Genomic DNA, 25,432 nt, shown 5'->3' with positions numbered 1-25,432 from the left:
ACCTCGTGTCAAGCACCGGTCGCGACGAGACCCGCGTAGATGTCGAGCAGATTCTTTGCCACCGCGTCCTCGTCCATCCATCTGGCGGCCAACTCCCGGCCCCGTGTCCGCATAGCGTTCGCCGTCTCGGGCTCCGCCAGGACCGCCCGTACGCCGTCCGCGAGACCGTCCGCGTCGCCCGGAAACGCCAGTACGGCGCTGTCGTCGACGAGTTCGGGTACGCCGCCGACCGCGGTCGCGACGACCGGTACGCCGACCTGCATCGCCTCCTGGAGGACCAGCGCGCGGGCCTCCCAGTGGGACGTGAGCAGAAACACGTCCGCGGCCCCGAGAAGATCCGCCACATCGTTGCGGTGTCCCAGCAGGCGGACCGGCAGCTGCTCCGCGTCGATCCGCGCCTGCAGGTTGTCCCGCAACGGCCCGTCACCGACCACCACGAACACCGCGTCCGGCGTTGACTCGTGTACGCGCGCCGCTACCGACAGGAGCGTCGGGTAGTCCTTCTGCGGCGCCAGCCGGCCCACCGTGAGTACGACGGGCTGGTCGCGGAGGCCTAGCTCACGACGGACCGCCGCGCGCGACGTACGCACCGTGGGCATCGCAGGAGCGGCTACCGGCGCCAACTGGGCGTTGCGGGCGCCCAGGCTCTTGGCCAGCTCCACGAGGTCGCTGGAAGCGCCCAGGGTCAGATCAGCGCCCTTGGCAACCAGCCGCTGCCCCATGCGCATCACCAGCCCCCGCGGGCCCGGCGCGATCACCGCGTTGTGCCAAGTGACGACAAGAGGCCGCAAGCGGGACCTGTCCCGCAGCGCGGCCATGCCGGCGCGGTACCCGTGGGCGTGGATCACGTCGCAGCCGCGCAGGCCGGTCGCCTGGGCCACTACGGTCGCGGGCGCGAAGTCGAAGTGCTCCGCCGTACCAGGTGGGGCGCACACCACGACCTCGTGCCCGGCGCTCACGAACCGCGGCACCAGCGAGGCAACGTGCTGCCCGATCCCGCCCCGCGATTCCGCGAGCAGCAGCCCGATCCTCATGGTTTCTCCCGTCGTACGAGGGCGCGAGCGTCCGCGCGGTCCAATGCAAGCACGACAACGGCGTACACGACGACAACGGCCAGCCCGGACAGGAGCGCGAACAGGACCGCCTTGCCGACTCCACCGTGTCCGGCGGGCAGTGCCACCACCCAGCCCGCAGCACCTGCCAGGGCTGCACCTGCGAGCGCTGTGAGATGCGCACGCGGCACCCCAGTCAGAACACCCGGACCGGCCTCGCGACGCAGCACCACCAGCAATACGAACGCCCCTACGACCATGCCGATCGACATAGCCGCAGCCAGCGCCGGTACGGCGTCCCAGTGGGCCGTGAGCACCACGCCGGCTACCGCTACGACCACCCAGGCGCCCGAGGTGACAAGAGCGACCTCACGCCCCGAGTGGCGCGCATAGAGCACACGGCCGAGGTGCATGAGTACGGCGAACCCAATAGCAGCAGGCGCGAACGCCAGCAGGCCGTTGGCCAGCGAGGTCGCCTTGTCCGCCTGCACCGCGCCGTGGTCGTACGCGAAGATCCTGGCGACCGGTACCGCCGTACCGATCAGCAGGGCCGCACCCGCACCGCCGGCCAGCATCACGGCCCGCGTCGAGGTGGCGGCGTACCGGTCGAACCCCTCCCCTGCCTCGAAGGCCGTTGCCAGGCGCGGGAAGACCGCGGTCGTGATCGGCACGGCCAGGACGGCGTACGGGAGGAGGTAGATCGCGTTCGCCCACGTGTAGACGGCAATGCTGCCCGCTACGCCCCGGTGGTTCGCCAGGTACGTCGTGACGACAAAGGTCAACTGCTGCGCGATCAGTACGGCGAGGCCGGCCAGCGCGAGCCGCCGTAGTACCGGACCGACGCCAGGGTCGAGCCTGAGCGTCGGCTTGATCGGCAGGCGCAGTACGAGCATCGGGACGAGGACCGTGAGCGCAAGAGCGAGCACACCGGCCGTAGTGCCCCAGGCCAGTACGTCGTTGGCGCCCTGCGAGGCGTGATCCGCGTCCGGAGCGGCGGCCGCGAACACGAAGTACGTCCCGACCACGACCAGGCTGGAGATCAGCGGCGCCAGCGCACCGGCCGCGAAACGCTTGTGGGACTGGAGAACCGCGGTCGCGATCACGGCCACGGCGTACCCGAAGATCTGCGGTACGAAGATCGCCAGCATCCGGGTCGCGGTCGCCGTCGAGCCACCGCACTCGGCGCCCGGGTCGAGCATCGCGTCGGTGTACCGGCCGGCCAGCAGCCACGCCAGTACGGCGACCGGGGCGAGCAGCACGAACGACCAGGACAGCAGCGCCCCGATGATCCGCCCCTGCGCGGCCTTGTCGTCCCGGGCGACCGGACCGGCCAGCACCGGGATGACCGCGCCCGCCAACGCGCCACCGGCAACGACCTCGAACAGGATGTTCGGCAGTTGGTTGGCGGTCGTGTACGCCTCCGCCAGGCACCCAGCGCCGACGGTCTTCGAGAACACCAGCCACCGGCCGAAACCGACAACCCGCGCGAGCACGGTGACAGCAGCCACCAGCAACGCGGCCTGCGCGATCCGCGCGCCCCCGAACCCACCCGGCGAACCGTTCTGCGCGGAGGAGGTGTGCGGGGCGTCGGCCGGGCGGTCGGCGCCCCGGCCGTCTTCACTCACCGGGGTCGTCGGCCCCACTGGTCGATCTTGTCGAGGGCAGGGGTGTCGGCGATGACCTTGGTGAAGCTGACCTTCTCGCTGGCCAGGTTCAGACCGACGACCAGTGCCAGCGCGAGCATCTTCAGCGGGCGCGGCAGCGAGGCGGCGAGCGCCGTACCGGTGATCGCGCCGAGGCCGTTCGCGCCGCAGTCGCCGAGCATCGCCCGCTCGCCGAGGTCGGCCGGGGCGGAGGCAGCCGCCGCTCCGACGACCGCACCGGCGGGACCGTTCACCACAGCGAGCGGTGCGTTCAGCGCGGTCACGGCCTTCAGCGCGCGGCCCGGACGGAGATCCAGCAGGTTGGTGAGGTTCGCCGTACCGGCGATCAAGGCGCCGTCGGCAACGACTCCGACGAAGGCCTTCACCCCGCGCGACTTGCGTGGCAGCAGTGCGGCCGCGGCGACTCCGGCCGCGCCGACGCCGAGGATCTTCACCGCGCCGCTGGTCACCTCGCCGCGCTTCAAGGCGCTCAGGTGACCGCGGAAACCCTTGGCCTGCGTGGTCCCGCGCAGATCGTCGTACGCACCGACCGCGCCCGACACCGCGCCCGCGACCACCGCGGCGGCCTTGACCTTGTTGCTGCCGCGGGAAGCGAGCACACCGGCCAGTGCGCCGAGCACCGCGCCCGGTCCCTCGAGCAGCGTCACCGGCTCACCGCGATGGTTCGTGCGCTCGAAGGGCTCCCGGTTCTCCTTCGGCAGCTTCTCCGCCGCACGCTCGAGCCCGGAAACAGCGGCCGCCGCGACGGCCGCGCTCAGAAGTCCCACGTCAGTTTCCCTTGGTCTGTACGGCTGCCGGCGCGATGCCGTTCTTCGCGTTGATCGCGCCGTACTGCCCCGCCTTCCCGGTCAGCTGCTCCGCGAGTGCGAACACGACCGTCATCTGGCCGGCGGGGAGATCGGCCACGTCCACCGAGGAAACGATCTTGGTGGCGTCGGAGTCACTCCGCAAGGCCTTGATCAGTCCGCCGTCGTTCGCGGCGGCCGGCGTACCGGCCACGACGACCCCGCCGCTGCCCAGGTCCAGGCCCTTGATGAACTCCACGGCGTCGGTGTACGTCGAGTTGTCCGGGACCGGCGTCGGCGGGTCCGCGGCGATCACCACGATCAGGCTCGACCGGTCCTTCACCGTCGACGGCTTCAGCGACAGCAGCTTCGCGCCGGTCAGCCCGCTCAGCACCTTGGTGGCGTCCGCGTCCACGGACTTGCCCTCGTCCTTGGCCGCGACCCCGCGGGCCAGCAGCAGACCGGCCCGCTGGTACGTCGTGCTGTTCGCCGCGATGTTCATGTCGGCCGTGACCAGCTGCTGGACCAGCGTCTCGACCAGCTGACGCTGCCCGGTGTCGAACAGCTTCGGGTCCAGCGACACCTTGGTGGACACCGTGCCGCCGGCCTTCTCCAGCTCGGCCTGGACGCCGTCGCTCAGGTTGCTGTCCGCGTTCGGCATCAGCACGAGCGTGATCTTCTTGTTCGTCAGCTTGCCGTCGGTCAGCCCGGCGGTCACCTTGGCGACGTAGTCGTCGCGGTACTTGTCCAGCGCCTTCACCTGGACGAGCTCCGCGCGCGCGTCGGCGAGCTGCTGGCGATCCCGGTCGGCCTGCGCCTGGACGAACTGGTCTCCGGTGCCCTTCAACGGGCCGGCCCCGAGCACCACACCGGCGCCCAGGGCGAAGAAGATCGCCACGATCGAGACGATGTGGTAACGAAAGTCGATCACGTGAACAGCTCCCGGATCCAGTAGACGAGGTCGTTCCAGCGCGCCCGCAGGATCGACCAGAGCACATCGTCGGCGCCGATGGCGACCAGCGCCATGCCGACCGCGAACAGGCCGGCCACGATCAGCGCGGCCACCTGGAACGTCGAGACCCGGCTCCGGTACAGCCGGCCGACGCCCTTCGCGTCCACCAGCTTGGCACCGACCCGCAGCCGGGTGATGAAGGTGCTCGCCATCCCGGAGCGGCCCTTGTCGAGGAACTCCACCAGCGAGTTGTGGGTGCCGACCGCGACGATCAGCGAGGCGCCCTTGGAGTCGGCCAGCAGCATCGCGACGTCCTCGCTGGTGCCGGTGGCCGGGAACTCGATCGACTCCACGCCGAGCCGCTCGAGCCGTTCGGAGCCGGGCGCGCGGCCGTCGCGGTACGCGTGCACGATCACCTCGGCGCCGCACTTCAGCGTCTCGTCCTTGACCGAGTCCATGTCGCCGACGATCAGGTCCGGGACGTACCCGTTCTCGACCAGGGCGTCCGCGCCGCCGTCGACCCCGATCAGCACCGGCCGGTACTCGCGGATGTACGGCTTCAGCGCGACCAGGTCGTCGCGGTAGTCGTACCCGCGGACCACGATCAGGACGTGCTTGCCCTCCATCGGCGTGTGGATCGCCGGTACGCCGACACCGTCCAGCAGCAGGTCCTTCTCGCGCCGCAGGTACTCCAGCGTGTTCGCGGTGAACGCCTCGAGCTGCGTGGACAGCCCCGACCGGGCCTCGTCCATCAGCTCCGCGACCGTCTGGCTGTCTTGGGCGACACCCTTCGCGACCGCCTCGCCGCCGCGGTACAGCGTGCCCTCGTCGAGCCGGACGTGTTCGCCCTCGTGCAGTACCGAGAACACCTCGCGACCGACCCCGTCGACCAGCGGGATGCCCGCGTCGACAAGGATCTCCGGCCCGAGGTTCGGGTACCGGCCGCTGATCGAGTCGGCCACGTTCACCACCCCGGCGACCTTGCAGTCGACCAGCGCCTCGGCGCTCACCCGGTCCAGGTCGACGTGATCGATGACCGCGATCTCACCCGGCTTGAGCCGTTTGGTGAGATTCTTGGTACGCCGATCCAGCCGGACCACGCCGGTGACGCCGGGCAGTTCAGTGGTACGTGCTCTCCGCAGGCTGGGCAGTTTCATCGCGCTCTCATCCTGCCATGTCAAGAGCCCCTTACCTGCGCATTTACCCGGCAGGCCCCTTGTTCACGCACCGAATTAACGGTGACAGTGGCGTCAAATCATCCTTTGGAACGAGTTTTCCGGCGCGGTTTGTGCCGTTTCGCGGCGAGTGCGAGCAGTTCCTCGGCGTGCGTCTGCGCGGCCTCGGAGTTCTCCAGCCCGGCCATCATCCGCGACAGTTCCTTGAGCCGGGCGTCGTCGTCCAGAGCGACCAGGCCGCTGGTGGTCACCGATCCGTCGTCACTCTTCAGTACGACGGCATGGCGATCCGCGAACGCCGCGACCTGCGGCAGGTGGGTGACCACGATCACCTGGGCCTTCTCGGCCAGCCGGGCAAGCCGTTTCCCGACCTCGACCGCGGCCCGGCCGCCGATCCCGGCGTCGATCTCGTCGAACACCAGCGTCGGCACCGGGTGCGTGTCGGACAGGATCACCTCGAGCGCGAGCATCACCCGGGACAGCTCACCGCCGGACGCGGCCTTCTGCAGCGGGCGGGCCGGACTGCCCGGGTTCGCCGCGAAGCAGAACTCGACCTCGTCGATCCCGAACGGGCCGGCGGTCGTCTCGTGCACCTCGACCGACAGCTTCGCGTGCGGCATCGCCAGCCCGGTCAGCTCCTCCGACACCGCGACACCGAGCCGCTCGGCCGCCTCGATCCGGGCGTCTCGCATCTGCTGCCCGAGGTCCGCGAGCGTCGCGTCCAGCTCGGCCAGCTCGGCGTTCAGTTGCTCGACACGTTCGTCGCTGCCGTCCAGCTCGGCCAGCCGGGTCGCGGACCGCTTCGCCCACTCCAGCACCTCGTCGACAATGCCCTCGTCGGCGCCGTACTTGCGGACCAGCGCGGTCAGCAACGCGCGCCGTTCGCTCACCACGGACAGCCGCGCCGGATCGGTGTCGACATCAGCGGCGTACGACGAAAGCTCCTGCGCCAGGTCGGCCGCCAGGTAGCCCAGCTCGCCCGCGCGGTCGGCCAGCTCGGCCAGCTTCGGGTCGTGGTCGCGCTCGCCGTCCAGGACCTGTTTCGTCAACGCCAGCAGGCCGAGTACGTCGTTCGGCCGCGTCGAGTCGAGGTCCTCGGAAGCGATCGCGTCGGCGGCGGTGGTGGCCGCCGTCCGCAGACCGTCGGCGTACGCGAGCCGCTGCTCCTCAGCGGCCAGCTCGAGATCCTCGCCGGGCAAGGGCTCCGCCTTCGCGACCTCGTCCAGCCCGAACCGCAACAGATCCGCCTCGGCCAGCCGATCACGCTCGCGGGTGATCAGCTCGGTCAGCTCCGCCTCGACCTCGCGATGCCGCTTGTACGCCGCGGAGTACTCCTGCAGCGGGACCAGAACCGCCTTGCCCGCAAAGGTATCCAGCGTCTCGCGCTGCCGCGCGGGCTGCAGCAACCGCCACTGGTCGGCCTGCCCGTGGATCGCGACCAGGTCGCCCGACACCTCGCCCAGCACCGACACCGGCACCGACGCTCCACCGAGGAACGCCCGCGAACGACCCTCCGACGACAGCTCCCGCGCGATCAGCAACTCGTCGTCGTCCAGCTCGCCGCCCCGGTCCTCGGCCTGCTGCACGATCGCCCGCGGTACGGCGCTCGCCCGACCCTCGACCCGCGCCCGCCGCGTCCCGTGCCGCACCAGCCCGCTGTCGGCGCGGCCGCCGAGCAGCATGTTCACCCCGGTCACGACCATCGTCTTGCCGGCGCCGGTCTCACCCGTGACCGCGGTGAAACCCGGGTCGAGGTCCAGCGTCGCGTCCTCGATCACGCCCAGCCCGGTGATGCGGATCTCTGACAGCATGGGTCATCCGTTTCCGTTGCGTTTGCGCTCGGCGGCTCCGCGCCAGCCGAGCACCGGGAGGTCGAACTTCGCCACCAGCCGGTCGGTGAACGGCGCCTCGTGGGCGCGGGCCAGCCGGACCGGCGTCGTACCCCGGCGGACCTGGATCTCGGCGCCGGGCGGCACCTCGACCATCCGCCGGCCGTCGCACCACAACACCCCGCGGCCGTGCCAGGACGGCACCAGCTCGATCGACAGCCGCGACGTCGGCGCCACCACGATCGGCCGCGAGAACAAGGCGTGCGCGCTCAGCGGCACCATCAGGATCGCCTCCACCTCGGGCCAGACGATCGGCCCGCCGGCCGAGAACGCGTACGCCGTACTGCCGGTCGGCGTGGCGACGACGACGCCGTCGCAGCCCCAGCGGGACAGCGGCCGCTCGTCCACCTCGACCAGCACCTCGAGCATCTTCTCCCGGGCCGCCTTCTCCACGCTGGCCTCGTTCAGCGCCCAGGTCTCGAAGATCAGCTCGTCGTCGTACCGGACGTCGACCGCGAGCGTCATCCGCTCCTCGACCGTGTACGTCCGGTTCACCACCACCTGGACGATCCGCTCCAGGTCGTCCACCTCGGCCTCGGCGAGGAACCCGACGTGCCCCAGGTTCACCCCGAGCACCGGCGTACCGTGCGGGCGGGCCAGTTCGGCGCCGCGCAGGATCGAGCCGTCGCCGCCGAGCACCATGATCAGCTCGACGTCGTTCGCCGCCTTCTCCGGGTCGTCGACGATCTCGGCCGGGTCGAGCTTGAGCTCCGCCGCCTCACCGCCGAGCAGCCGGACCTGCATCCCGGCGTCGGTCAGCAGCCGGTGTGCCTCCCGGGCGACCTCGACCGCCTGCTCCCGGCCGGTGTGCGTCACCAGCAGCACGCGCCGCGGCTCGTGCTCAGCCAACCCTTGCCTCCTTATTGCGGTCCACGCTCGATGGCCGTCCGGAGCATCGTCTCATCGAGAGGCGGCGCAACCCGGCGTATCCACAGGAAGTATTCGACATTTCCTGACGGACCAGGCAACGGGCTGGCGGCCACCCCCGCGATCCCCCACCCCAGCTCTTGCGCCTTACCGGCGACTGTACGCACCGCGTCCGCCCGCAGCTCCGGCTCCCGGACCACACCGCCCTTGCCGAGCCGCTCCTTGCCGACCTCGAACTGCGGCTTCACCATCAGCACCAGCTCGCCGTCCGGCTTCACCACGCCGAGCAGCGCGGGCAGCACGAGCGTCAGGCTGATGAAGCTCAGATCGCTGACCACCAGGTCGACCGGATCGCCGCCGATCGCCGCCAGCGTCAACGTCCGGACATTGGTCCGGTCCATCACGGTGACCCGGTCGTCGGTCTGCAGCGCCCAGACCAGTTGCCCGTACCCGACGTCGACCGCGATCACGTGCGCGGCCCCGTTGCGCAGCAGTACGTCGGTGAACCCGCCGGTCGACGCACCGGCGTCGAGCGTACGGCGGCCCTTCACCCGCACGTCCGGGAACGCCTCGAGCGCACCGATCAGCTTGTGCGCGCCGCGGCTCGCGTACCCGGGGTCCTCGTGCTCGGACGTGTCGACGACGATCGGCGCGTCCGCACCGACCCCGGTCGCGGGCTTACCGGCCACGGTCCCGGACACCTTCACCTTGCCGGCCGCGATCAGTTCGCTCGCGTGCTCGCGGGAACGCGCGAGACCCCGCCGTACCAGCTCCGCATCGAGCCGCGACCGCTTGACTCCCTTGGCCACCGGCGGCTGCTCAGCCCCGGTCGCTCTGCTCGGCGTCCGCCTCGACCAGCGCGGTCTGCAGCCGCTCGTGCAGGTCGGCGTACACCTCGCCGTGTTCGGAGACCGGCTTGTCCCGCAACGAGTCCAGCCGCCCCATCGTCTCCTCCACCAACGGATGCCCACCTTCCCCGGCGTCCGCAGTGTCTTCGTACGCCGGGTCCTCGGCCGAGCCCGCTTCGAAGGAGTGCTCGTGCTCCTCCCCCGGCGCCCGCGCGAACTCCGGGCCGAACTCCACCGCCGCCGGATCGACATGCTCGTGCACGTCCTGCGAACCGGGCTCGGTGTCGTAGTCCGGCTGCTCCTGCGTCTCGTCCGGCCGATACGGGTCGAGCCCGGGCTCGACGTCCGGATCCACGTCCGGCGGGAACTGCTCGCCAGGATGCTCGGTCATCTCAGGCCTTCTTCGCCGTCTTCTTGGCCGGCGCCTTCTTGGCCGCCTTCTTCGCCGGAGCCTTCTTGGCAGCGGCCTTCTTGGCCGGCGCGGCCTTCTTGGCAGCCACCTTCTTCACCGGAGCGGGCGCGTCCTCGACCACCGTCGCCTCGACGACCTCCTCGACGACCGGCGCCGGCGCCGCGGCCCGCTCCGCCGCGGCAGCGTGCGCGTCCGCGAGCTCGGTCTCCAGCGCCTTCACCCGCCGGGTGAGCGCCGCGACCTCCTCGGACCGGACGAACCCGAGCCGCGCGACCGCGCCCTCGACCTCGTTCGCCACGATTGCCTGCAGCAGCTGACGGTTGCTCTTGCTGGTGGCAACGATCTCGTCGGCCAGGTCACTCACCCTGGTCGTCAGCGAGTCCGCCCCGGTCTGCTGCAAAAGCGCCTTCGCAGCCGACTGGGCCTTCTGCTTGGTGACCTCGGTCAACCCGTTCGCCAGTTGTACGTACCCGCGCAGCGCGTCCATCACCATGACTGCCTCCTAGCGTCGTCCCAGCAACGGTATCGCCTCGCTCCCGCAATACCAGCCGGGCCCGCCTACTTGTCGAGGCCGATCCGGTGCAGCGCGGCGTCGAGCGCAATGGAATCGGCCGTCGGCGCGGGCTTCGGCCGCGGCCGCCGGCCCCGGGCGGTCGCCTTCGCGGGCTTCGCCGGCTCGGCCGGCGCGTCGACGGCCGCCCAGACCGCGGACAGGATCGCGCGCAGACCGTCGTACGGCTCGCCTTCGCCCTTCACCGTGACGGCGTTGTTCACGACCTCGGCGGTCCAGCCCTCGCAGGTGTGCCTGCCGCCCTCGACCTTCACCCCGGGCTGCTTCTCGGCCAGCGCGCCGAGCCCGGCAGCGACGTACGTCGGCCGCCGGTTCTTCGGCGCCCGCGCCAGGTCGTACGCGTCGTGTACGCCGGTCGCCACCCACAGGCTCGCGATCCCGACGTTGTGGGCGCCCTCGATGTCGGAGTCGAGCCGGTCCCCGATCATCAACGGGCGCTTGGCTTCCAGCCGTTCGATGCTGGTCTCCAGCAGCGGCGGCTCGGGCTTCCCGGCGACCACCGGGTCGACGTCGACGGCGGCCCGGATCACCTGTACCAGCGTGCCGTTGCCGGGCGCCTTGCCGGCCGGGGTCGGGATCGTCGCGTCCATATTGGTCGCGAACCACTTCGCCCCCTCGTTCACCGCGTGCGCACCGTCGGCGAGCATCACCCAGTTCACGTCCGGGTCGAAGCCCTGGACGACCGCGACCGGGTGCGCGTCGCTCGACCTGACCGGGGTCAGGCCGTACTCCTCGAGCGCGGCGTACAGCCCCTCGCCGCCGACCACGAGCACCGGCGAGCCCTTCGGGAACTCGCCCGCGATCAGCTTCGCCGCGGCCTGCGCGGACGTCACCACGTCGTCGGCGATCACGTCCAGCCCGAACGACGCGAGGTGCTCGGCAACGATCGCGGCCGGGCGGCTGGCGTTGTTGGTGATGAACCCGATCCGCATGCCTTCCTTGGCCGCCTTGCGGAGGTTCTCGGGCGCGTCCGGCACCGGGTCCGGGCCGACGTACACGACGCCGTCGAGGTCCAGCAGCGCCACGTCGTACCGGCTCGCGAGCGGTTCGTCACACGCCGACAGCGGTTCTGGGGCGGTTCGTTCCGTGCTCATGAATCACCCCGTACGATTCCGCGCATGCCGGATGCGGTACTGAGACTCGATCCCTTGCGGGCCTGGCGGTTCGTGGCAGGCAAGGTGAGCGCGCTGGGCGCGGTCACGTCGCCGCCGTACGACGTGCTGGAACCCGCCATCGTCCGGCGGCTGACTGACTCTGATCTGCACAACATGGTGAGGCTCATCCTTCCACGCGATCCCGACCTCGGACCTGCCCGGTACGACGAACCGGCGCACCGGCTGTCCGGGTGGCAGCGGGACGGTGTGGTGGTGCAGGACGAGCAGCCCGCACTGTACGTGTACGAGCAGCGCCTGGGCGACGCCGTACTGTGCGGGCTCGTCGGCTCGTTGCAGCTGGACCCGACACGGCACGTCGTACTGCCGCACGAGGACGTGATGCCGCACTGGGTCGACGACCGCCTGCGGCTGATGGAGGCGACCGACGCGGACCTGGAGCCCATCCTGCTCGCGTACTCCGACGGGGGCGTTGCCAGCGACGCTGTGGACGCAGCACGCGCCGGGGAGCCCTGGCTGGAGGCACAAACCGACAATGGCGCCGAACACCGCATCTGGCGCATCTCCGACCCCGCTGTGCTGGCTGACATAGCGGACGAGCTGTCGAAGCACGAGGCGCTCATTGCTGACGGACACCACCGCTATGCGGCGTACCTGGAACGGCAACTGCGCGAGCCCTATCGGGAGAGCACACAGGTCGGTCTGGCGATGCTGGTGGACTACGTACGGCATCCGTTGACACTGGACCCGATCCACCGCGTCATACCGGGTCTGGACCTCGCCACGGTGCAGCAACGTACGCCGTCCGGCTGGCAGATGCAGCCTGGCCGCGTAGGGGGCGACCCGAACCGCATCTCGATCACGGACGGCTCCAGCTGGCTGACCCTCCACGCGGCATCGGACGCTCCTACCGTCACCTTGCTGCACGAGGTGCTGTTGCCGGCGTGGGGAGTCGCTGAGGACACGCTCAGCTTCCACCACACCCTTGCGGACGCCCTAGCGCTCGCTGACGCGCAACAGGTCGCTGTAGAGCTCACAGCACCTCACATGGATCAGGTACTGCGCTCCGCCGCGCAAGGCGTCGTACTGCCGCAAAAGGCGACGTCGTTCGGCCCGAAACCGCGTGTAGGGCTGCTGTTCCGGACGCTCTGAGTCAGGGCCGGTGGTACAGGCTGAGGAACTGCTCGCGTAGCGGCTTCCGCGCGGCCCTGTGGCGCTCTGTGAGCCGTCCTAGCGTGAACGAGAGCTCGGGGTCGTCCTGAGCGGCAGCATCCTCTGCCATCGCTGTCAGAGCGTCCGCAGCGGCGCAGTGGTCCTGGTGCTGGCCCAGCAGTTCTTGGTATGTCGCTGCGTGCGTGGCGGTGGCTTTCGCCTCGTCACCGAGTACGGCGGCGCTGGTGTCGGCGGCGTACCGCACCCGCTTCGCCAGCAGCCGTACCTCGTGCCAGTCGTCGTCAGGGGTCCAGGGCTGGAGCTTGTCGGCTTCCTGGGTGAACTTGTCCGTGGCTGAACGCAGCAGCTGCGGTAGGACTTCGCTGCAGGGCTTGTCTGCTTTGGGCTTCAGGTCAGGTGCCGCGGCAACGGCCTCGAGGGTTGCGAGCAGGTCCTTCGTCGAATCGCCCAGCACGACCTCGGCGGAACGGGCAGCCGCGCGGTCCAGGCCGAGGGTGAGCGTGGTGAGGATCGTGTCGACGTGTTCGGCGTTGTCCTCGCTGGTGGTGTTCTCCCGGACGAGGTCCGCGATCACCTCGAGGTCGCGGGCCTCCCCGCAGGCCTGGGCCAGCGCGGCAAGCTCGGCCCGGAGGCCGGTCGCCCAGTCCCCCGCCAGCAGCTTGCGGAACAGCTTCAGGTCACTCCGCAGCCGGCGGCAGGACACCCGCACCTGGTGGATGGCGTCGTCCTCGCCGTCCGCCACCATCCGCACCGACTTCTCCAGCCGCCGCGCTCCCTTCGCGAGCGCGGCCGCCACCAACACACCAACAGGGTCCTCAGCCACCAGACCCACAACCCCCACGCCCTACTCCGCGTCCAACTCGTCGCCGCCGCGAGGCTTCTCCTCCGACCCGCCCCCACCGTCGCCGGACTCCCCGCCCAGGTCTTCGTCGCTGTCGCCGGACTCCCCGCCCAGGTCGTCGTCGCCGTCGCTCGACTTCTCGTCCTGGTCGTCGCCGTCGCCCGACTCCTCGCGCGAGTCGTCGCCGTTGTCGCTGGACTCGTCGTCCACGTCTTCGTCGCCGGGCTTCTCGCCCAAGTCGCCGCCGCCGTCGCCGGACTCCCCGTCGAGGTCTTCGTCGCCCTCGCCGGGCTTCTCGCCCGAGTCGTCTCCGTTGTCGCTGGACTCGTCGTCCAGGTCTTCGTCGCCCGGCTTCTCGTCCTCGACGTCGTCGAAGTCCTCGTCGTCCATGACCACATCGTCCTCGTCGAGGTCGGTGAACTCCAGCCCTTCGAGCTCCGCCGCCCGCTCGGCCGCCCCGGTCACCCCGTCACCGTCGACACCGGCCGCCCGGTGGAACCACACGAGCGCCTCGTCGGTACGGCCCGCCTCCGCCAGCGCGTCGGCGTACGCGTACCGCAGCCGCGGCAGCCAGTCCGCCCGCGTCCGCTTCGTCAGCTCCGGCACCTCGAGCATCTGGATCGCCGCCGCCGTCTGCCCGAGATCCCGCCGCGCACCGGCCGCCACGATCAGCAGCTCGATCTGCGTCGGCTCCGACAGGTCGCGAACGTGCTTGTCCTTCGTCAGCGCCAGCGCCTTGTCCGGCCGCCCGAGCGCACGCTCGCAGTCGGCCATCATCGCGAGCACCTCGTGGTTGCCGGTCATCCGCCGTACGGCCCGGAACTCGGTCAGCGCCTCGTCGTAGTGCTCAGCCAGGTACGCCGTGATCGCGACCGCCTCGCGCACCCCGCCGAGCCGCGCCGCCAGCCGCCGCGCCGTCCGCGCGTGCTGGTACGCAAGCTCCGCGTCGTCGTCGAGGAACCGCCCCGACGCCACCAGGTGCTGCGCCACGAGGTCCGCCAACGTCCGCGGCAACGACCGCAGCTCAGCCTTCACCCCACGATCGAGCTCGGCCCCCGTGATCCCCTCCGGAATCTTCGGATCGTCCCGCCGGGGCCCAACCTTCTCCTCCCGGTCCTCCCGCCGCGGCCCACCACGCCGCTCCTCCCCACGCTCGTCCCGCCGCCCCCCACGCCCAACAGCACCACGCCCACCAGCCCGCCCCCGCGAATCCCCACGCTCGTCCCGCCGGAACCCACCGCGCTCATCGCCACGCTCGTCCCGCCGATACCCACCCCGCGAGTCCCCACCCCGCTCATCACGGCGGAACCCACGGTCATCACCACCACGCTCATCACGGCGATACCCACGGTCGTCACCACCGCGCTCGTCCCGCCGGAACCCACGGTCATCGCCACCACGCTCGTCCCGCCGGTACCCACCGCGGTCGTCGCGTCGCGGGCCGGCTACGCCACGGCCCGCACCAGGCCCACGCCCGCCGCGCTCGTCCCGCCGATACCCACCGGCCCGCTCGTCACCGGCCATCTGCCCGCCGAACGGATCCCGCCGCGCCTTGTCATCCCCCCGAGACCCGGCAAACCCCCGCCGACCCTCGAACGAGTTCTCATCCCGATCGCCGTACCCCGACCCACGCGACCGCCCCCCGGCAATCCCACCACCCCGAGCCCCACCACCCGACCGGACCCCACCGCCAGACCGAGCCGCACCGCCCGACCCGGCCCCACCGCCGGCCCGAGGCCCACCAGCCGACCGAGGCGCACCACCAGACCGAGGCCCAGCACCGGACCGCGGCGCACCACCCACCCGAGGCCCACCAGACGATCGCGGCCCACCCCCAGCCCGACCACCGCCCGACATACCACCGCCAGAGGCACCACCGCCGGACCGACCATCACCCGACCGACCACCACCGGAATCCGACCAGCCCGCACCAGCCCCAGACCGCCCAGCCCCCGAACCACCACGCCCAGCACCAGTTCCAGCCTCGGACCGCCCACTCCCCGCAGCCCCACGCCCAGCCCCAGCCCGACCGCCACCAGCGCCACCGGCACCGCCGCGACCCGCAGACCCACCAGCACCACCCGCCGGCCGCCCTCCCGAACGCCCAGCACCACCAGCCCCAGAACGGCCACCCCCGGCCCCACCGGAACCCGACCGATTGCCGGAGTCAGAACGTCCACCACCGGCACGGCCGGAACGGCCGGCGCCCCCGGAGGAACCGCGACGGTCCCCAGAACCGGAGCGAGGATTGCGAGGTGGCGTCGCCACGATGACTCCTAACAATGCTGAAGATCAGTAATCGGACAAACGTTACCGTCCCCACCAACGATCCACCGCATCGACGCCTCCCCACCAACCCCACCCCCAACCCCTCACAACCCCACCCGGTCCCACCCCCACCCTCCCGTGCTCCCCGAACGGCCCAACGCCTTCGCCGCGACGGGCGAACGATGAGCGGACGATGGGCGGACCCCCTGGGCGGACACCGCGGGACGACACCGCGGGACGACACCGCGGGCCCACGCCCGGCAGGACCACTCCGCAGGCCCACGCCCAGCGGGAGCACGCCCGGCCCGACCACTCCGCGGCCCCACGCCCGGCGGAAGCACGCCCGGCAGGACCACTCCGCAGGCCCACGCCCAGCGGACCCACGCCCGGCCCGACCACTCCGCGGCCCCACGCCCAGCGGACCCACGCCCGGCCCGACCACTCCGCGGCCCCACGCCCAGCGGACCCACGCCCGGCGCGACCACTCCGCGGCCCCACGCCCAGCGGGAGCACGTCGGGCGCGGGTGGCTGGGTTCGTGGTTGTGGGGGTTGGGTCAGGGGTTGTGGGGGTGGGTTCCGGCGCCTCGGTGTCTGAGGGTTACCAGGTCGTGGCGGGCGGGTGGGAGGGTTGGGTGGTCGAGGCCCTCGACGGTGAAGCCGGCGTCGGCGATCAGTTGTAGGTCGTCTGCACCGGGCTGTCCTTCGCTGGTGAGGTAGTCGCCGAGGAAGATCGAGTTGGCCACGTGCAGCGCCATCGCCTGCAAGCCGCGCAGATGGATCTCCCGACCGCCGGCCAGGCGTACTTCGACGTCCGGAAAGCAGAAGCGGATCAGCGCGAGGATCCGCAGGCACCGCTCCGGCGTCAGTTCCCAGCGCCCGCCGAGCGGCGTCCCCTCGAACGGGATCAGGAAGTTCACCGGCACCGAGTCCGGATCGAGCTCCCGCAGCGCGAACGCCAGGTCGACGATCTCCTCGTCCGACTCCCCCATCCCGAAGATCGCCCCCGAACACGGCGACAACCCACCCATCGTCGCCCGCCGCAGCGTCTCGACCCGGTCCGCGTACGTGTGCGTCGTACAGATCTCGCCGTACCGCTGCTCGCTGGTGTTCAAATTATGGCTGTACGCATACGCGCCGGCATCCCGCAACCGCTCGGCCTGCCCGTCCTGGAGCAGCCCGAGGCACACACAGACTTCCACGCCCGGGTGCTCGTCCTTGACCCTCCCGATCACGCCTTCGACGCGGCGGATGTCGCGATCACCAGGCCCGCGCCCACTGGCCACCAGGCAGACCCGCTTCACCCCGGCCACCACCGCCTGCCCGGCGAGCTGCGCAGCTTCGTCAGGATCGATCCACGAGTACTTCAGGATGTCCGCGGTCGAGCCGAGCCGCTGCGAACAGTACGAGCAGTCCTCCGGGCACAGTCCGCTCTTCAGATTGACGATCGTGTTCAGCTTCACCCGCCGCCCGAAGAACTCCCGCCGGACCCGAAACGCAGCCGCGACCACGTCAACGAGCTCATCCTCCCCGGCCAGCAGCCGAAGCATTGCCGTACGCGAAGGCAATTCGCGGTTGCGAGCCGTCTGTACGAGTTCCTCGAGCATCGTCACCGTCCGATCCTGACCCGACCGGAACGCCCCGGCAATTGGCAGAAACCGACAACACACCAGCGCCGAACTTTCGCGTACGCCGCTTGCCGACGGCGCCCAAGGCGCCGCCGTCGACTACCTGGCCGGCGTGGGCCGGAGCCCGTCCATCAAGAGGTTCAGCAGGCGGTCCGCCAATGCTTTGTGCGCGGGTGAGCTTGCCACCGTGAAGATGCCGATGAGTGCGGCGGCGATGTCCTCGGCGGGTACGTCGCCGCGGAGTTCCCCGCTCGCGCGGCCGGCGTCGAGGAGCTCGTCGATGGCGGCGAGCAGCTGGGTCCGGGTGTGGGCATGGGCGATCTCGCCCGACTCGACCATGGCGAGCAGGGTGTCGAGCATCCCGTTCTTGGTTGCGATCCAGTCGCCGAACAGATCCATCCAGCGGCGCAGGGCTTCCGGCGGGTCCAGTTCGGCGAGTAGCTCACGGGCGCCGGCCGTGAGTCGCAGGACCTGGTCCTGGTAGACCGCGTCGACCAGGGACTCGCGGGTCGGGAAGTGCCGGTACAGCGTGGCGATGCCGACTCCCGCTTCGGTCGCGATCGCGCGCATCGACGGCTCGGCGTCGGCCGCGGCGAACAGCTGGGTCGCCACGTCGAGGAGCTGCTGGCGATTGCGGCTCGCGTCCGCCCGCGGTCGACGGCTCTGCGCGGCAGGCAAAACGGATCACGCTCCACTTATGCTAGATTCGGTATCGAAACGGAGCATACTCCGTTTATCTTGGGTGACGAGCTGGCAGGTGAGCATGAAGGAAACGAGCAGAGCGGTCCAGTTCGAGTCATTCGGCGGGCCGGAGGCGTTGAGCGTGCGAGAGGTACCCGCGCCGCAGGCTGGCCCGGGACAGATCCGCGTGCGCGTGACCGCAGCGGGACTGAATCCGATGGACTGGTACATGACCTCTGATGCCGAGACCGCTGGGCGATTCGGATTGAGCCTGCCATGCGGCTTCGGCACCGACTACGCCGGGGTTGTGGACCAGGTCGGTGATGGAGTGAGCGAGTACGCAGTCGGCGACCGGGTCTACGGCGGGGCGATGTCGCGCGCCGTCGCTGATCATGTAGTCGTGGACGTAACAGGCACGATCGCACTGGGCGGCGAGGCACACCGTACGCCGGACGGCGTCGACGACCGCACGGCCGCCACCCTCACGATCGCCGGTCGCACAGCGGCCGCAGCCCTCGCCGTGGTCAACCCGGCACCGGGTGAGACGATCCTGATCGGCGGCGCTGGAGGCGGTGTCGGCGCCTTCGCCGTCCAACTCGCACGGATCGCGGGCGCACGAGTCATCGGAACGGGCTCACCAGCCTCAGCCGATGCCCTACGCGCCCTCGGCGCCGAACCGATCACGTACGGCCCCGCACTGGCCGACCGCCTCCGCGCACTGGCCCCCACCGACCCAAACGCGACCGCGGCCCTATACCGGACCGACGCGGACGCCATCACAGACAAGTACGGGACCGGCGCGGACGCGACATCGGAGCGGCACGGGACGAACGTGGACGCGGTGACCGGCCGGCGCGGTACGGAGGTGGACGCGGTGTCGGAGCGGCACGAGACCGGCGTGGACGCGGTGATGGGCCGGCGCGGGGGCGGCGTGGAGGCGAGCGCGGACCGGCACGGGTCGGACGTGGACGTGGTCACGGACCAGCACCGGGCCGGCGCGGACGTGACGACGGGCCAGCGCGAGACCGGCGCGGACGCGGTGTCGGAGCGGCACGGGACGGACGTGGACGTGGTCACGGGCCAGCACCGGGCCGGCGCGGACGTGATGACGGGCCAGCGCGAGACCGGCGCGGACGTGGACGTGGTCACGGACCAGCACTGAGCCGACGCGGACGCGATGACCGGCCAGCGCGAGACCGGCGCGGACGCGGTGTCGGAGCGGCACGAGACGGACGTGGACGGGGTGACCGGCCGGCGCGGTACCAAGGTGGACGCGGCGTCGGACCGGCACGAGACCGGCGTGGACGCGGTGATGGGCCGGCGCGGGGGCGGCGTGGAGGCCAGCGCGGGCCGGCGCGGGGGCGGGGTGAGTGCGGTGATGGATCTGTACGGGGCCGATACGGCTCAGGTCGGACGTGAGCTCGGGGTGCCCGACGAGCGCATCACTACCATTGCGGCGCGGGTCGAAGGGATCAGGTCGGCGAATGGCGCCAACGCCGCTGCGGGGGCGCTCGAGGAGATTGCCGAGCTGGTGGCCGCGGGCCGACTACGGGTACCGATCGCGGCTACCTTTCCGGTCGAGCAGATCCGCGCCGCGGTTGAGCTTCAGGCCGGGCGGCATGTGCACGGCAAGGTCGTCATCGACCTCTAGACAATGCCTGGGGAAATGTTAAGGGCCACCCCAGGGGGGTGGCCCTTAACAGTGTGAATGTCCGGCGGCGTCCTACTCTCCCACGACCTCCCGGTCGCAGTACCATCGGCGCTGAAGGGCTTAACTTCCAGGTTCGGAATGGAGACTGGGTGTTTCCCCGACGCTATGGCCACCGAAACTCTATGAGAACACATATCAACCAACACAAGCCACACGGGCTGGGGTTGACCGTATCCTGGGAACCGTACAGTGAACGCGAACATCGTTACATATAGCGCAAATTCTAGGCTTGAAGTATAGGTATGAGACAAGCCCTCGGCCTATTAGTACCAGTCAGCTCCACACCTTACGGCGCTTCCACCTCTGGCCTATCAACCCAGTGGTCTACTGGGGGCCTTACCCGGTTAACCCGGTGGGAGACCTCATCTTGAAGCGTGCTTCCCGCTTAGATGCTTTCAGCGGTTATCACTCCCGAACGTAGCCAACCAGCCGTGCTCCTGGCGGAACAACTGGCACACCAGAGGTTCGTCCACCCCGGTCCTCTCGTACTAGGGGCAGCCCTTCTCAAGTCTCCTGCGCGCGCAGCGGATAGGGACCGAACTGTCTCACGACGTTCTAAACCCAGCTCGCGTGCCGCTTTAATGGGCGAACAGCCCAACCCTTGGGACCTACTCCAGCCCCAGGATGCGACGAGCCGACATCGAGGTGCCAAACCATCCCGTCGATATGGACTCTTGGGGAAGATCAGCCTGTTATCCCCGGGGTACCTTTTATCCGTTGAGCGACGGTGCTCCCACATGCCACCGCCGGATCACTAGTTCCGACTTTCGTCCCTGCTCGACATGTCTGTCTCACAGTCAAGCTCCCTTGTGCACTTACACTCAACACCTGATTGCCAACCAGGCTGAGGGAACCTTTGAGCGCCTCCGTTACCTTTTAGGAGGCGACCGCCCCAGTCAAACTACCCACCAGGCACTGTCCCTGATCCGGATAACGGACCAAAGTTAGACAGCCAGAACAATCAGAGTGGTATTTCAACGATGACTCCACCCGAACTGGCGTCCGAGCTTCACAGTCTCCCACCTATCCTACACAAATTGTACCGACCACCAATACCAAGTTGTAGTAAAGGTCCCGGGGTCTTTCCGTCCTGCTGCGCGTAACGAGCATCTTTACTCGTAATGCAATTTCGCCGAGTCCACGGTTGAGACAGCGCCCAAGTCGTTACGCCATTCGTGCAGGTCGGAACTTACCCGACAAGGAATTTCGCTACCTTAGGATGGTTATAGTTACCACCGCCGTTTACTGGCGCTTAAGTTCAAAGCTTCGCCGGCCAAAACCAGCTAACCTGTCCCCTTAACGTTCCAGCACCGGGCAGGCGTCAGTCCGTATACATCGAATTACTTCTTCGCACGGACCTGTGTTTTTAGTAAACAGTCGCTTGGGCCTGGTCTCTGCGACCATCACCGCTTCCACCAGCAAGTGGCGTCACGGATCCGGTCCCCCTTCTCCCGAAGTTACGGGGGCATTTTGCCGAGTTCCTTAACCATGGTTCACTCGATCGCCTCGGTATTCTCTACCTGATCACCTGTGTCGGTTTGGGGTACGGGCGGCTCTAACACTCACTGCGAAGTTTTTCTCGGCAGCATGGGATCATCCACTTCCCCTAAACGGGTCCGCCTCGGCTCTCAGGCTATGTGAGACACGGATTTGCCTATGCCTCGCCCTACCACCTTGCCCGCGGATCAGCTTACGCCTACCATCGCCGCGGTTGGACTACCCTCCTGCGTCACTCCTCAATGCACCTACTACCACCTCGGGTCAAGATGTCCACCACGCAACCCGAAGGTCTTGCGGCTTCCAACTCTTAGCATCAGCGGGTTCGGTCGGGTCGTGTTAATGCCGGTACGGGAATATCAACCCGTTGTCCATCGACTACGCCTGTCGGCCTCGCCTTAGGTCCCGACTTACCCAGGGCAGATTAGCTTGACCCTGGAACCCTTGATCATCCGGCGGACGGGTTTCTCACCCGTCATTCGCTACTCATGCCTGCATTCTCACTCGTGCAGCATCCACAACTCCATCACTAGGCTGCTTCACACGCTGCACGACGCTCCCCTACCCACCCACACACCTGGACCAACAAAGTTGGCCGAGTACTTGTGTGAGTGCCACAGCTTCGGCGGATTGCTTGAGCCCCGCTACATTGTCGGCGCGGAATCACTTGACCAGTGAGCTATTACGCACTCTTTCAAGGGTGGCTGCTTCTAAGCCAACCTCCTGGTTGTCTGGGCAACTCCACATCCTTTTCCACTTAGCAATCGCTTAGGGGCCTTAGCTGGTGATCTGGGCTGTTTCCCTCTCGACTACGGAGCTTATCCCCCGCAGTCTCACTGCCGCGCTCTCACTTACCGGCATTCGGAGTTTGGCTGATTTCGGTAAGCCGGTAAGCCCCCTAGACCATCCAGTGCTCTACCTCCGGTAAGAAACACACGACGCTGCACCTATATGCATTTCGGGGAGAACCAGCTATCACGGAGTTTGATTGGCCTTTCACCCCTATCCACAGGTCATCCCCCAGGTTTTCAACCCTGGTGGGTTCGGTCCTCCACGCGGTCTTACCCACGCTTCAACCTGCCCATGGATAGATCACTCCGCTTCGGGTCTAGAGCATGCGACTATTTCGCCCTATTCAGACTCGCTTTCGCTACGGCTACCCCACACGGGTTAACCTCGCCACACACCACTAACTCGCAGGCTCATTCTTCAAAAGGCACGCCGTCACACCCGAAAGTGCTCCGACGGATTGTAGGCAACCGGTTTCAGGTACTATTTCACTCCCCTCCCGGGGTACTTTTCATCTTTCCCTCACGGTACTAGTCCGCTATCGGTCACCAAGAAGTATTTAGGCTTAGCGGGTGGTCCCGCCAGATTCACACGGAATTTCAAGAGTCCCGTGCTACTTGGGAAAACACTCGAGAGTCGCTGTCTTACGCCTACAGGGCTATAACCCACTACGGCTCAACATTCCAGAAGATTCGACTTCAACAACGATTGATAACTCTCCGACACCACGGCATTAGTGTCTGAATGCTCCCACAACCCCGAATACGCAACGCACGCCGGCTATCACACGCACACGGTTTAGCCTCATCCGCTTTCGCTCGCCACTACTCACGGAATCACTATTGTTTTCTCTTCCTGCGGGTACTGAGATGTTTCACTTCCCCGCGTTCCCTCCAGAACCCTATGTGTTCAGGCACTGGTAACTGGCTTTAGAATGCCAGCTGGGTTTCCCCATTCGGACACCCCCGGATCACAGCTCGGTTGCCAACTCCCCGGGGCTTATCGCAGGCTCCAACGTCCTTCATCGGCTCTTGGTACCAAGACATCCACCGATTGCCCTTAGTAGCTTGTCACAAAACTAAAAGCAAAAATTACGCTACAAAGAGATGCTCGCGTCCACTATACAGTTCTCAAAATACGGGCAGGAACACCAGCTCACACCTGACACTTGAAGACAAACCCACCATCAGAGGGAAACAACACACCCCATCCAGCAGACCATCAACAGTCTGTACAGAAGCCGGCCCCAGCCACCCAACCAACTGTCACCAGTTGATCCGTGACCCAAGAAGAAACAGTCCACAACCCTTACGGGTTCCGGCCCGATTCCTCAGGACCCAACAGCGCGCCTCGGCGATCAACTCGGTCCCCGTCCACGTTCCACGCCCACAAGTGAGCAGTACTAGCAGCAGAAACTCCGCATCCCGCCTAATGGTCAATGTTCCACATTCCGAAGCACCATCACCCCAGAAACACTCGTCCTGGAAAGCGATGACATGGACACTCACTAAGCGGAGTGCCAAGTGCTCCTTAGAAAGGAGGTGATCCAGCCGCACCTTCCGGTACGGCTACCTTGTTACGACTTCGTCCTAATCGCCAGCCCCACCTTCGACGGCTCCCTCCACAAGGGTTAGGCCACCGGCTTCGGGTGTTGCCGACTTTCATGACGTGACGGGCGGTGTGTACAAGGCCCGGGAACGTATTCACCGCAGCGTTGCTGATCTGCGATTACTAGCGACTCCGACTTCATGGGGTCGAGTTGCAGACCCCAATCCGAACTGAGACCGGCTTTTTGGGATTCGCTCCACCTTACAGTTTCGCAGCCCTTTGTACCGGCCATTGTAGCATGCGTGAAGCCCTGGACATAAGGGGCATGATGACTTGACGTCATCCCCACCTTCCTCCGAGTTGACCCCGGCAGTCTCCTATGAGTCCCCACCACCCCGAAGGGCGTGCTGGCAACATAGGACGAGGGTTGCGCTCGTTGCGGGACTTAACCCAACATCTCACGACACGAGCTGACGACAGCCATGCACCACCTGTATAGGACCCTTACGGACCCCCCATCTCTGGAGGATTTCCCTATATGTCAAACCCAGGTAAGGTTCTTCGCGTTGCATCGAATTAATCCGCATGCTCCGCCGCTTGTGCGGGCCCCCGTCAATTCCTTTGAGTTTTAGCCTTGCGGCCGTACTCCCCAGGCGGGGCGCTTAATGCGTTAGCTGCGGCACGGAGGACGTGGAATGTCCCCCACACCTAGCGCCCAACGTTTACGGCGTGGACTACCAGGGTATCTAATCCTGTTCGCTACCCACGCTTTCGCTCCTCAGCGTCAGGTAAGGCCCAGAGAGCCGCCTTCGCCACCGGTGTTCTTCCTGATATCTGCGCATTCCACCGCTACACCAGGAGTTCCGCTCTCCCCTGCCTACCTCTAGTCTGCCCGTATCGGAAGCAGGCTCGGGGTTAAGCCCCGAGTTTTCACTCCCGACGTGACGAACCGCCTACGAGCCCTTTACGCCCAATAATTCCGGACAACGCTCGGACCCTACGTATTACCGCGGCTGCTGGCACGTAGTTGGCCGGTCCTTCTTCTGCAGGTACCGTCACTCTCGCTTCGTCCCTGCTGAAAGAGGTTTACAACCCGAAGGCCGTCATCCCTCACGCGGCGTTGCTGCGTCAGACTTTCGTCCATTGCGCAATATTCCCCACTGCTGCCTCCCGTAGGAGTCTGGGCCGTGTCTCAGTCCCAGTGTGGCCGGTCGCCCTCTCAGGCCGGCTACCCGTCGACGCCTTGGTAGGCCATTACCCCACCAACAAGCTGATAGGCCGCGAGCCCATCCCCAACCGCCAGAACTTTCAACCCCACCCCATGAGAAGTGAAGTATTATCCGGTATTAGACCCCGTTTCCGAGGCTTATCCCAAAGTTGAGGGTAGGTTGCTCACGTGTTACTCACCCGTTCGCCGCTCGTGTACCCCCGAAGGGGCCTTACCGCTCGACTTGCATGTGTTAAGCACGCCGCCAGCGTTCGTCCTGAGCCAGGATCAAACTCTCCGTTGAAATCTATATGTCAACCACAGCAAGCTGTGGATAACAGACTACTTTGAGTAGATCCTTTGAACATCAGAAACAAATCAAACTGACTTGAATCCAGAAATATTTCAAAGGAATCCGCCACAGACAAACAACCACCCGCACCCTTCCCTGAAACCAGGGGGGCTAGGAGGATCGTTCAACGCCTGTGGACGGGGTTAATGCATCTTTCGGCATTGACTTTCGGCACGCTGTTGAGTTCTCAAGAATCGGACGCTCACCGCAGTCTGGCCTTGCAGCCAGGCTCCCGGGGCAACCTGCGTTACTCTACCGGATCAGATCCACCGAGTCAAGACCCAGTTTTTCTCGATCCCCACCCGCGTCCAGTCGACCGACCCGAGTCCGAAGACACGATCCGGCTGAGCTAGCCTTTGGGGGTTTTGGAGCGACCGGCCGCTTTCGCGTCCCGCGCCTCGCTTCCAACAAGA

Annotated in this window: 19 protein-coding genes and 3 rRNA genes; 3 read left to right on the top strand and 19 right to left on the bottom strand. The window is 67.5% G+C overall.

Annotated elements, in window-relative coordinates:
* Positions 1–8: 8 nt before the first annotated feature.
* The 11 genes from ACQHIV_RS00110 to ACQHIV_RS00060 form a co-directional block, all read right to left on the bottom strand.
* Positions 9–1,034, bottom strand: coding sequence for a glycosyltransferase family 4 protein (locus ACQHIV_RS00110; RefSeq protein WP_427890402.1), 1,026 nt, complete (start codon positions 1,032–1,034; stop codon positions 9–11).
* A complete protein-coding gene (gene murJ, locus ACQHIV_RS00105) occupies positions 1,031–2,677 on the bottom strand; it encodes a murein biosynthesis integral membrane protein MurJ (protein ID WP_427890400.1) in 1,647 nt (548 codons plus the stop codon). The genes ACQHIV_RS00110 and murJ overlap by 4 nt, the downstream gene beginning before the upstream one ends.
* A complete protein-coding gene (locus ACQHIV_RS00100; protein ID WP_427890398.1) occupies positions 2,674–3,483 on the bottom strand; it encodes a hypothetical protein in 810 nt (269 codons plus the stop codon). Before ACQHIV_RS00100 ends, murJ begins: the two co-directional genes overlap by 4 nt.
* A gap of 1 nt (position 3,484) precedes the next feature.
* The gene (locus ACQHIV_RS00095; protein ID WP_427890397.1) at positions 3,485–4,432 is read right to left on the bottom strand and encodes a copper transporter; all 948 of its coding nucleotides are present in this window, start codon (positions 4,430–4,432) and stop codon (positions 3,485–3,487) included.
* Positions 4,429–5,610 (bottom strand): putative cytokinetic ring protein SteA, encoded by a 1,182-nt coding sequence (gene steA, locus ACQHIV_RS00090; protein ID WP_427890395.1) that lies wholly within the window; start codon positions 5,608–5,610, stop codon positions 4,429–4,431. Before steA ends, ACQHIV_RS00095 begins: the two co-directional genes overlap by 4 nt.
* Positions 5,611–5,708: 98 nt before the next feature.
* Positions 5,709–7,439: a DNA repair protein RecN gene (gene recN, locus ACQHIV_RS00085; RefSeq protein WP_427890393.1), complete on the bottom strand. Its 1,731-nt coding sequence runs from the start codon at positions 7,437–7,439 to the stop codon at positions 5,709–5,711.
* 3 nt (positions 7,440–7,442) lie between these two features.
* Positions 7,443–8,366 (bottom strand): NAD kinase, encoded by a 924-nt coding sequence (locus ACQHIV_RS00080; protein ID WP_427890392.1) that lies wholly within the window; start codon positions 8,364–8,366, stop codon positions 7,443–7,445.
* 11 nt (positions 8,367–8,377) lie between these two features.
* Positions 8,378–9,193 carry a TlyA family RNA methyltransferase gene (locus tag ACQHIV_RS00075; RefSeq protein WP_427890390.1) on the bottom strand — a complete coding sequence of 272 codons (816 nt, stop codon included), beginning with the start codon at positions 9,191–9,193 and terminating at the stop codon, positions 8,378–8,380.
* Positions 9,194–9,203: 10 nt separating this feature from the next.
* On the bottom strand, positions 9,204–9,623 hold the full coding sequence (locus ACQHIV_RS00070; protein WP_427890388.1) for a hypothetical protein: 420 nt from the start codon (positions 9,621–9,623) through the stop codon (positions 9,204–9,206).
* Between the two features lies 1 nt (position 9,624).
* Positions 9,625–10,137 (bottom strand): phasin family protein, encoded by a 513-nt coding sequence (locus ACQHIV_RS00065; RefSeq protein WP_427890386.1) that lies wholly within the window; start codon positions 10,135–10,137, stop codon positions 9,625–9,627.
* Between the two features lie 65 nt (positions 10,138–10,202).
* On the bottom strand, positions 10,203–11,309 hold the full coding sequence (locus tag ACQHIV_RS00060) for an HAD-IIA family hydrolase (RefSeq protein ID WP_427890384.1): 1,107 nt from the start codon (positions 11,307–11,309) through the stop codon (positions 10,203–10,205).
* 24 nt (positions 11,310–11,333) lie between these two features.
* Between ACQHIV_RS00060 and ACQHIV_RS00055 the strand changes: the two genes are divergently transcribed.
* Entirely contained in the window at positions 11,334–12,479 is a 1,146-nt protein-coding gene (locus ACQHIV_RS00055; RefSeq protein WP_427890382.1) for a DUF1015 domain-containing protein, read from the top strand.
* 1 nt (position 12,480) lies between these two features.
* Here the strand turns inward: ACQHIV_RS00055 and ACQHIV_RS00050 are convergent, their stop codons facing one another.
* From ACQHIV_RS00050 to ACQHIV_RS00030, 5 genes are all read right to left on the bottom strand, one after another.
* Positions 12,481–13,302: a CHAD domain-containing protein gene (locus ACQHIV_RS00050; RefSeq protein WP_427890380.1), complete on the bottom strand. Its 822-nt coding sequence runs from the start codon at positions 13,300–13,302 to the stop codon at positions 12,481–12,483.
* A 42-nt stretch (positions 13,303–13,344) separates the two neighbouring features.
* Positions 13,345–14,376, bottom strand: a complete 1,032-nt coding sequence (locus ACQHIV_RS00045; protein ID WP_427890379.1) for a hypothetical protein — start codon at positions 14,374–14,376, stop codon at positions 13,345–13,347.
* A gap of 410 nt (positions 14,377–14,786) precedes the next feature.
* Entirely contained in the window at positions 14,787–15,473 is a 687-nt protein-coding gene (locus ACQHIV_RS00040; protein ID WP_427890377.1) for a hypothetical protein, read from the bottom strand.
* Positions 15,474–16,163: 690 nt separating this feature from the next.
* The gene (bioB, locus tag ACQHIV_RS00035) at positions 16,164–17,213 is read right to left on the bottom strand and encodes a biotin synthase BioB (protein ID WP_427896376.1); all 1,050 of its coding nucleotides are present in this window, start codon (positions 17,211–17,213) and stop codon (positions 16,164–16,166) included.
* Between the two features lie 120 nt (positions 17,214–17,333).
* Positions 17,334–17,912 (bottom strand): TetR/AcrR family transcriptional regulator, encoded by a 579-nt coding sequence (locus tag ACQHIV_RS00030; protein WP_427890375.1) that lies wholly within the window; start codon positions 17,910–17,912, stop codon positions 17,334–17,336.
* A gap of 19 nt (positions 17,913–17,931) precedes the next feature.
* Here ACQHIV_RS00030 and ACQHIV_RS00025 point away from each other — a divergent pair, with 19 nt between their 5' ends.
* Both ACQHIV_RS00025 and ACQHIV_RS00020 read left to right on the top strand, forming a co-directional pair.
* On the top strand, positions 17,932–19,077 hold the full coding sequence (locus ACQHIV_RS00025) for an alcohol dehydrogenase catalytic domain-containing protein (RefSeq protein WP_427890374.1): 1,146 nt from the start codon (positions 17,932–17,934) through the stop codon (positions 19,075–19,077).
* Positions 19,078–19,092: 15 nt separating this feature from the next.
* Entirely contained in the window at positions 19,093–19,566 is a 474-nt protein-coding gene (locus ACQHIV_RS00020) for a zinc-binding dehydrogenase (RefSeq protein WP_427890372.1), read from the top strand.
* 59 nt (positions 19,567–19,625) lie between these two features.
* Here ACQHIV_RS00020 and rrf read toward each other — a convergent pair.
* From rrf to ACQHIV_RS00005, 3 genes are all read right to left on the bottom strand, one after another.
* Positions 19,626–19,743 (bottom strand): 5S ribosomal RNA (gene rrf / locus ACQHIV_RS00015).
* Positions 19,744–19,869: 126 nt separating this feature from the next.
* Positions 19,870–22,985: ribosomal RNA gene (locus ACQHIV_RS00010) — 23S ribosomal RNA — on the bottom strand.
* Between the two features lie 461 nt (positions 22,986–23,446).
* Positions 23,447–24,971: ribosomal RNA gene (locus ACQHIV_RS00005) — 16S ribosomal RNA — on the bottom strand.
* The 16S, 23S and 5S rRNA genes sit together here, the layout of an rRNA operon.
* Between the last annotated feature and the right edge of the window lie 461 nt (positions 24,972–25,432).

The organism is Kribbella polygonati, from assembly GCF_050320105.1.
Lineage (GTDB): Bacteria > Actinomycetota > Actinomycetes > Propionibacteriales > Kribbellaceae > Kribbella.
The sequence above is the reverse complement of the archived record's forward strand: the minus strand, read 5'-3'. Positions and strand labels throughout refer to the sequence as shown.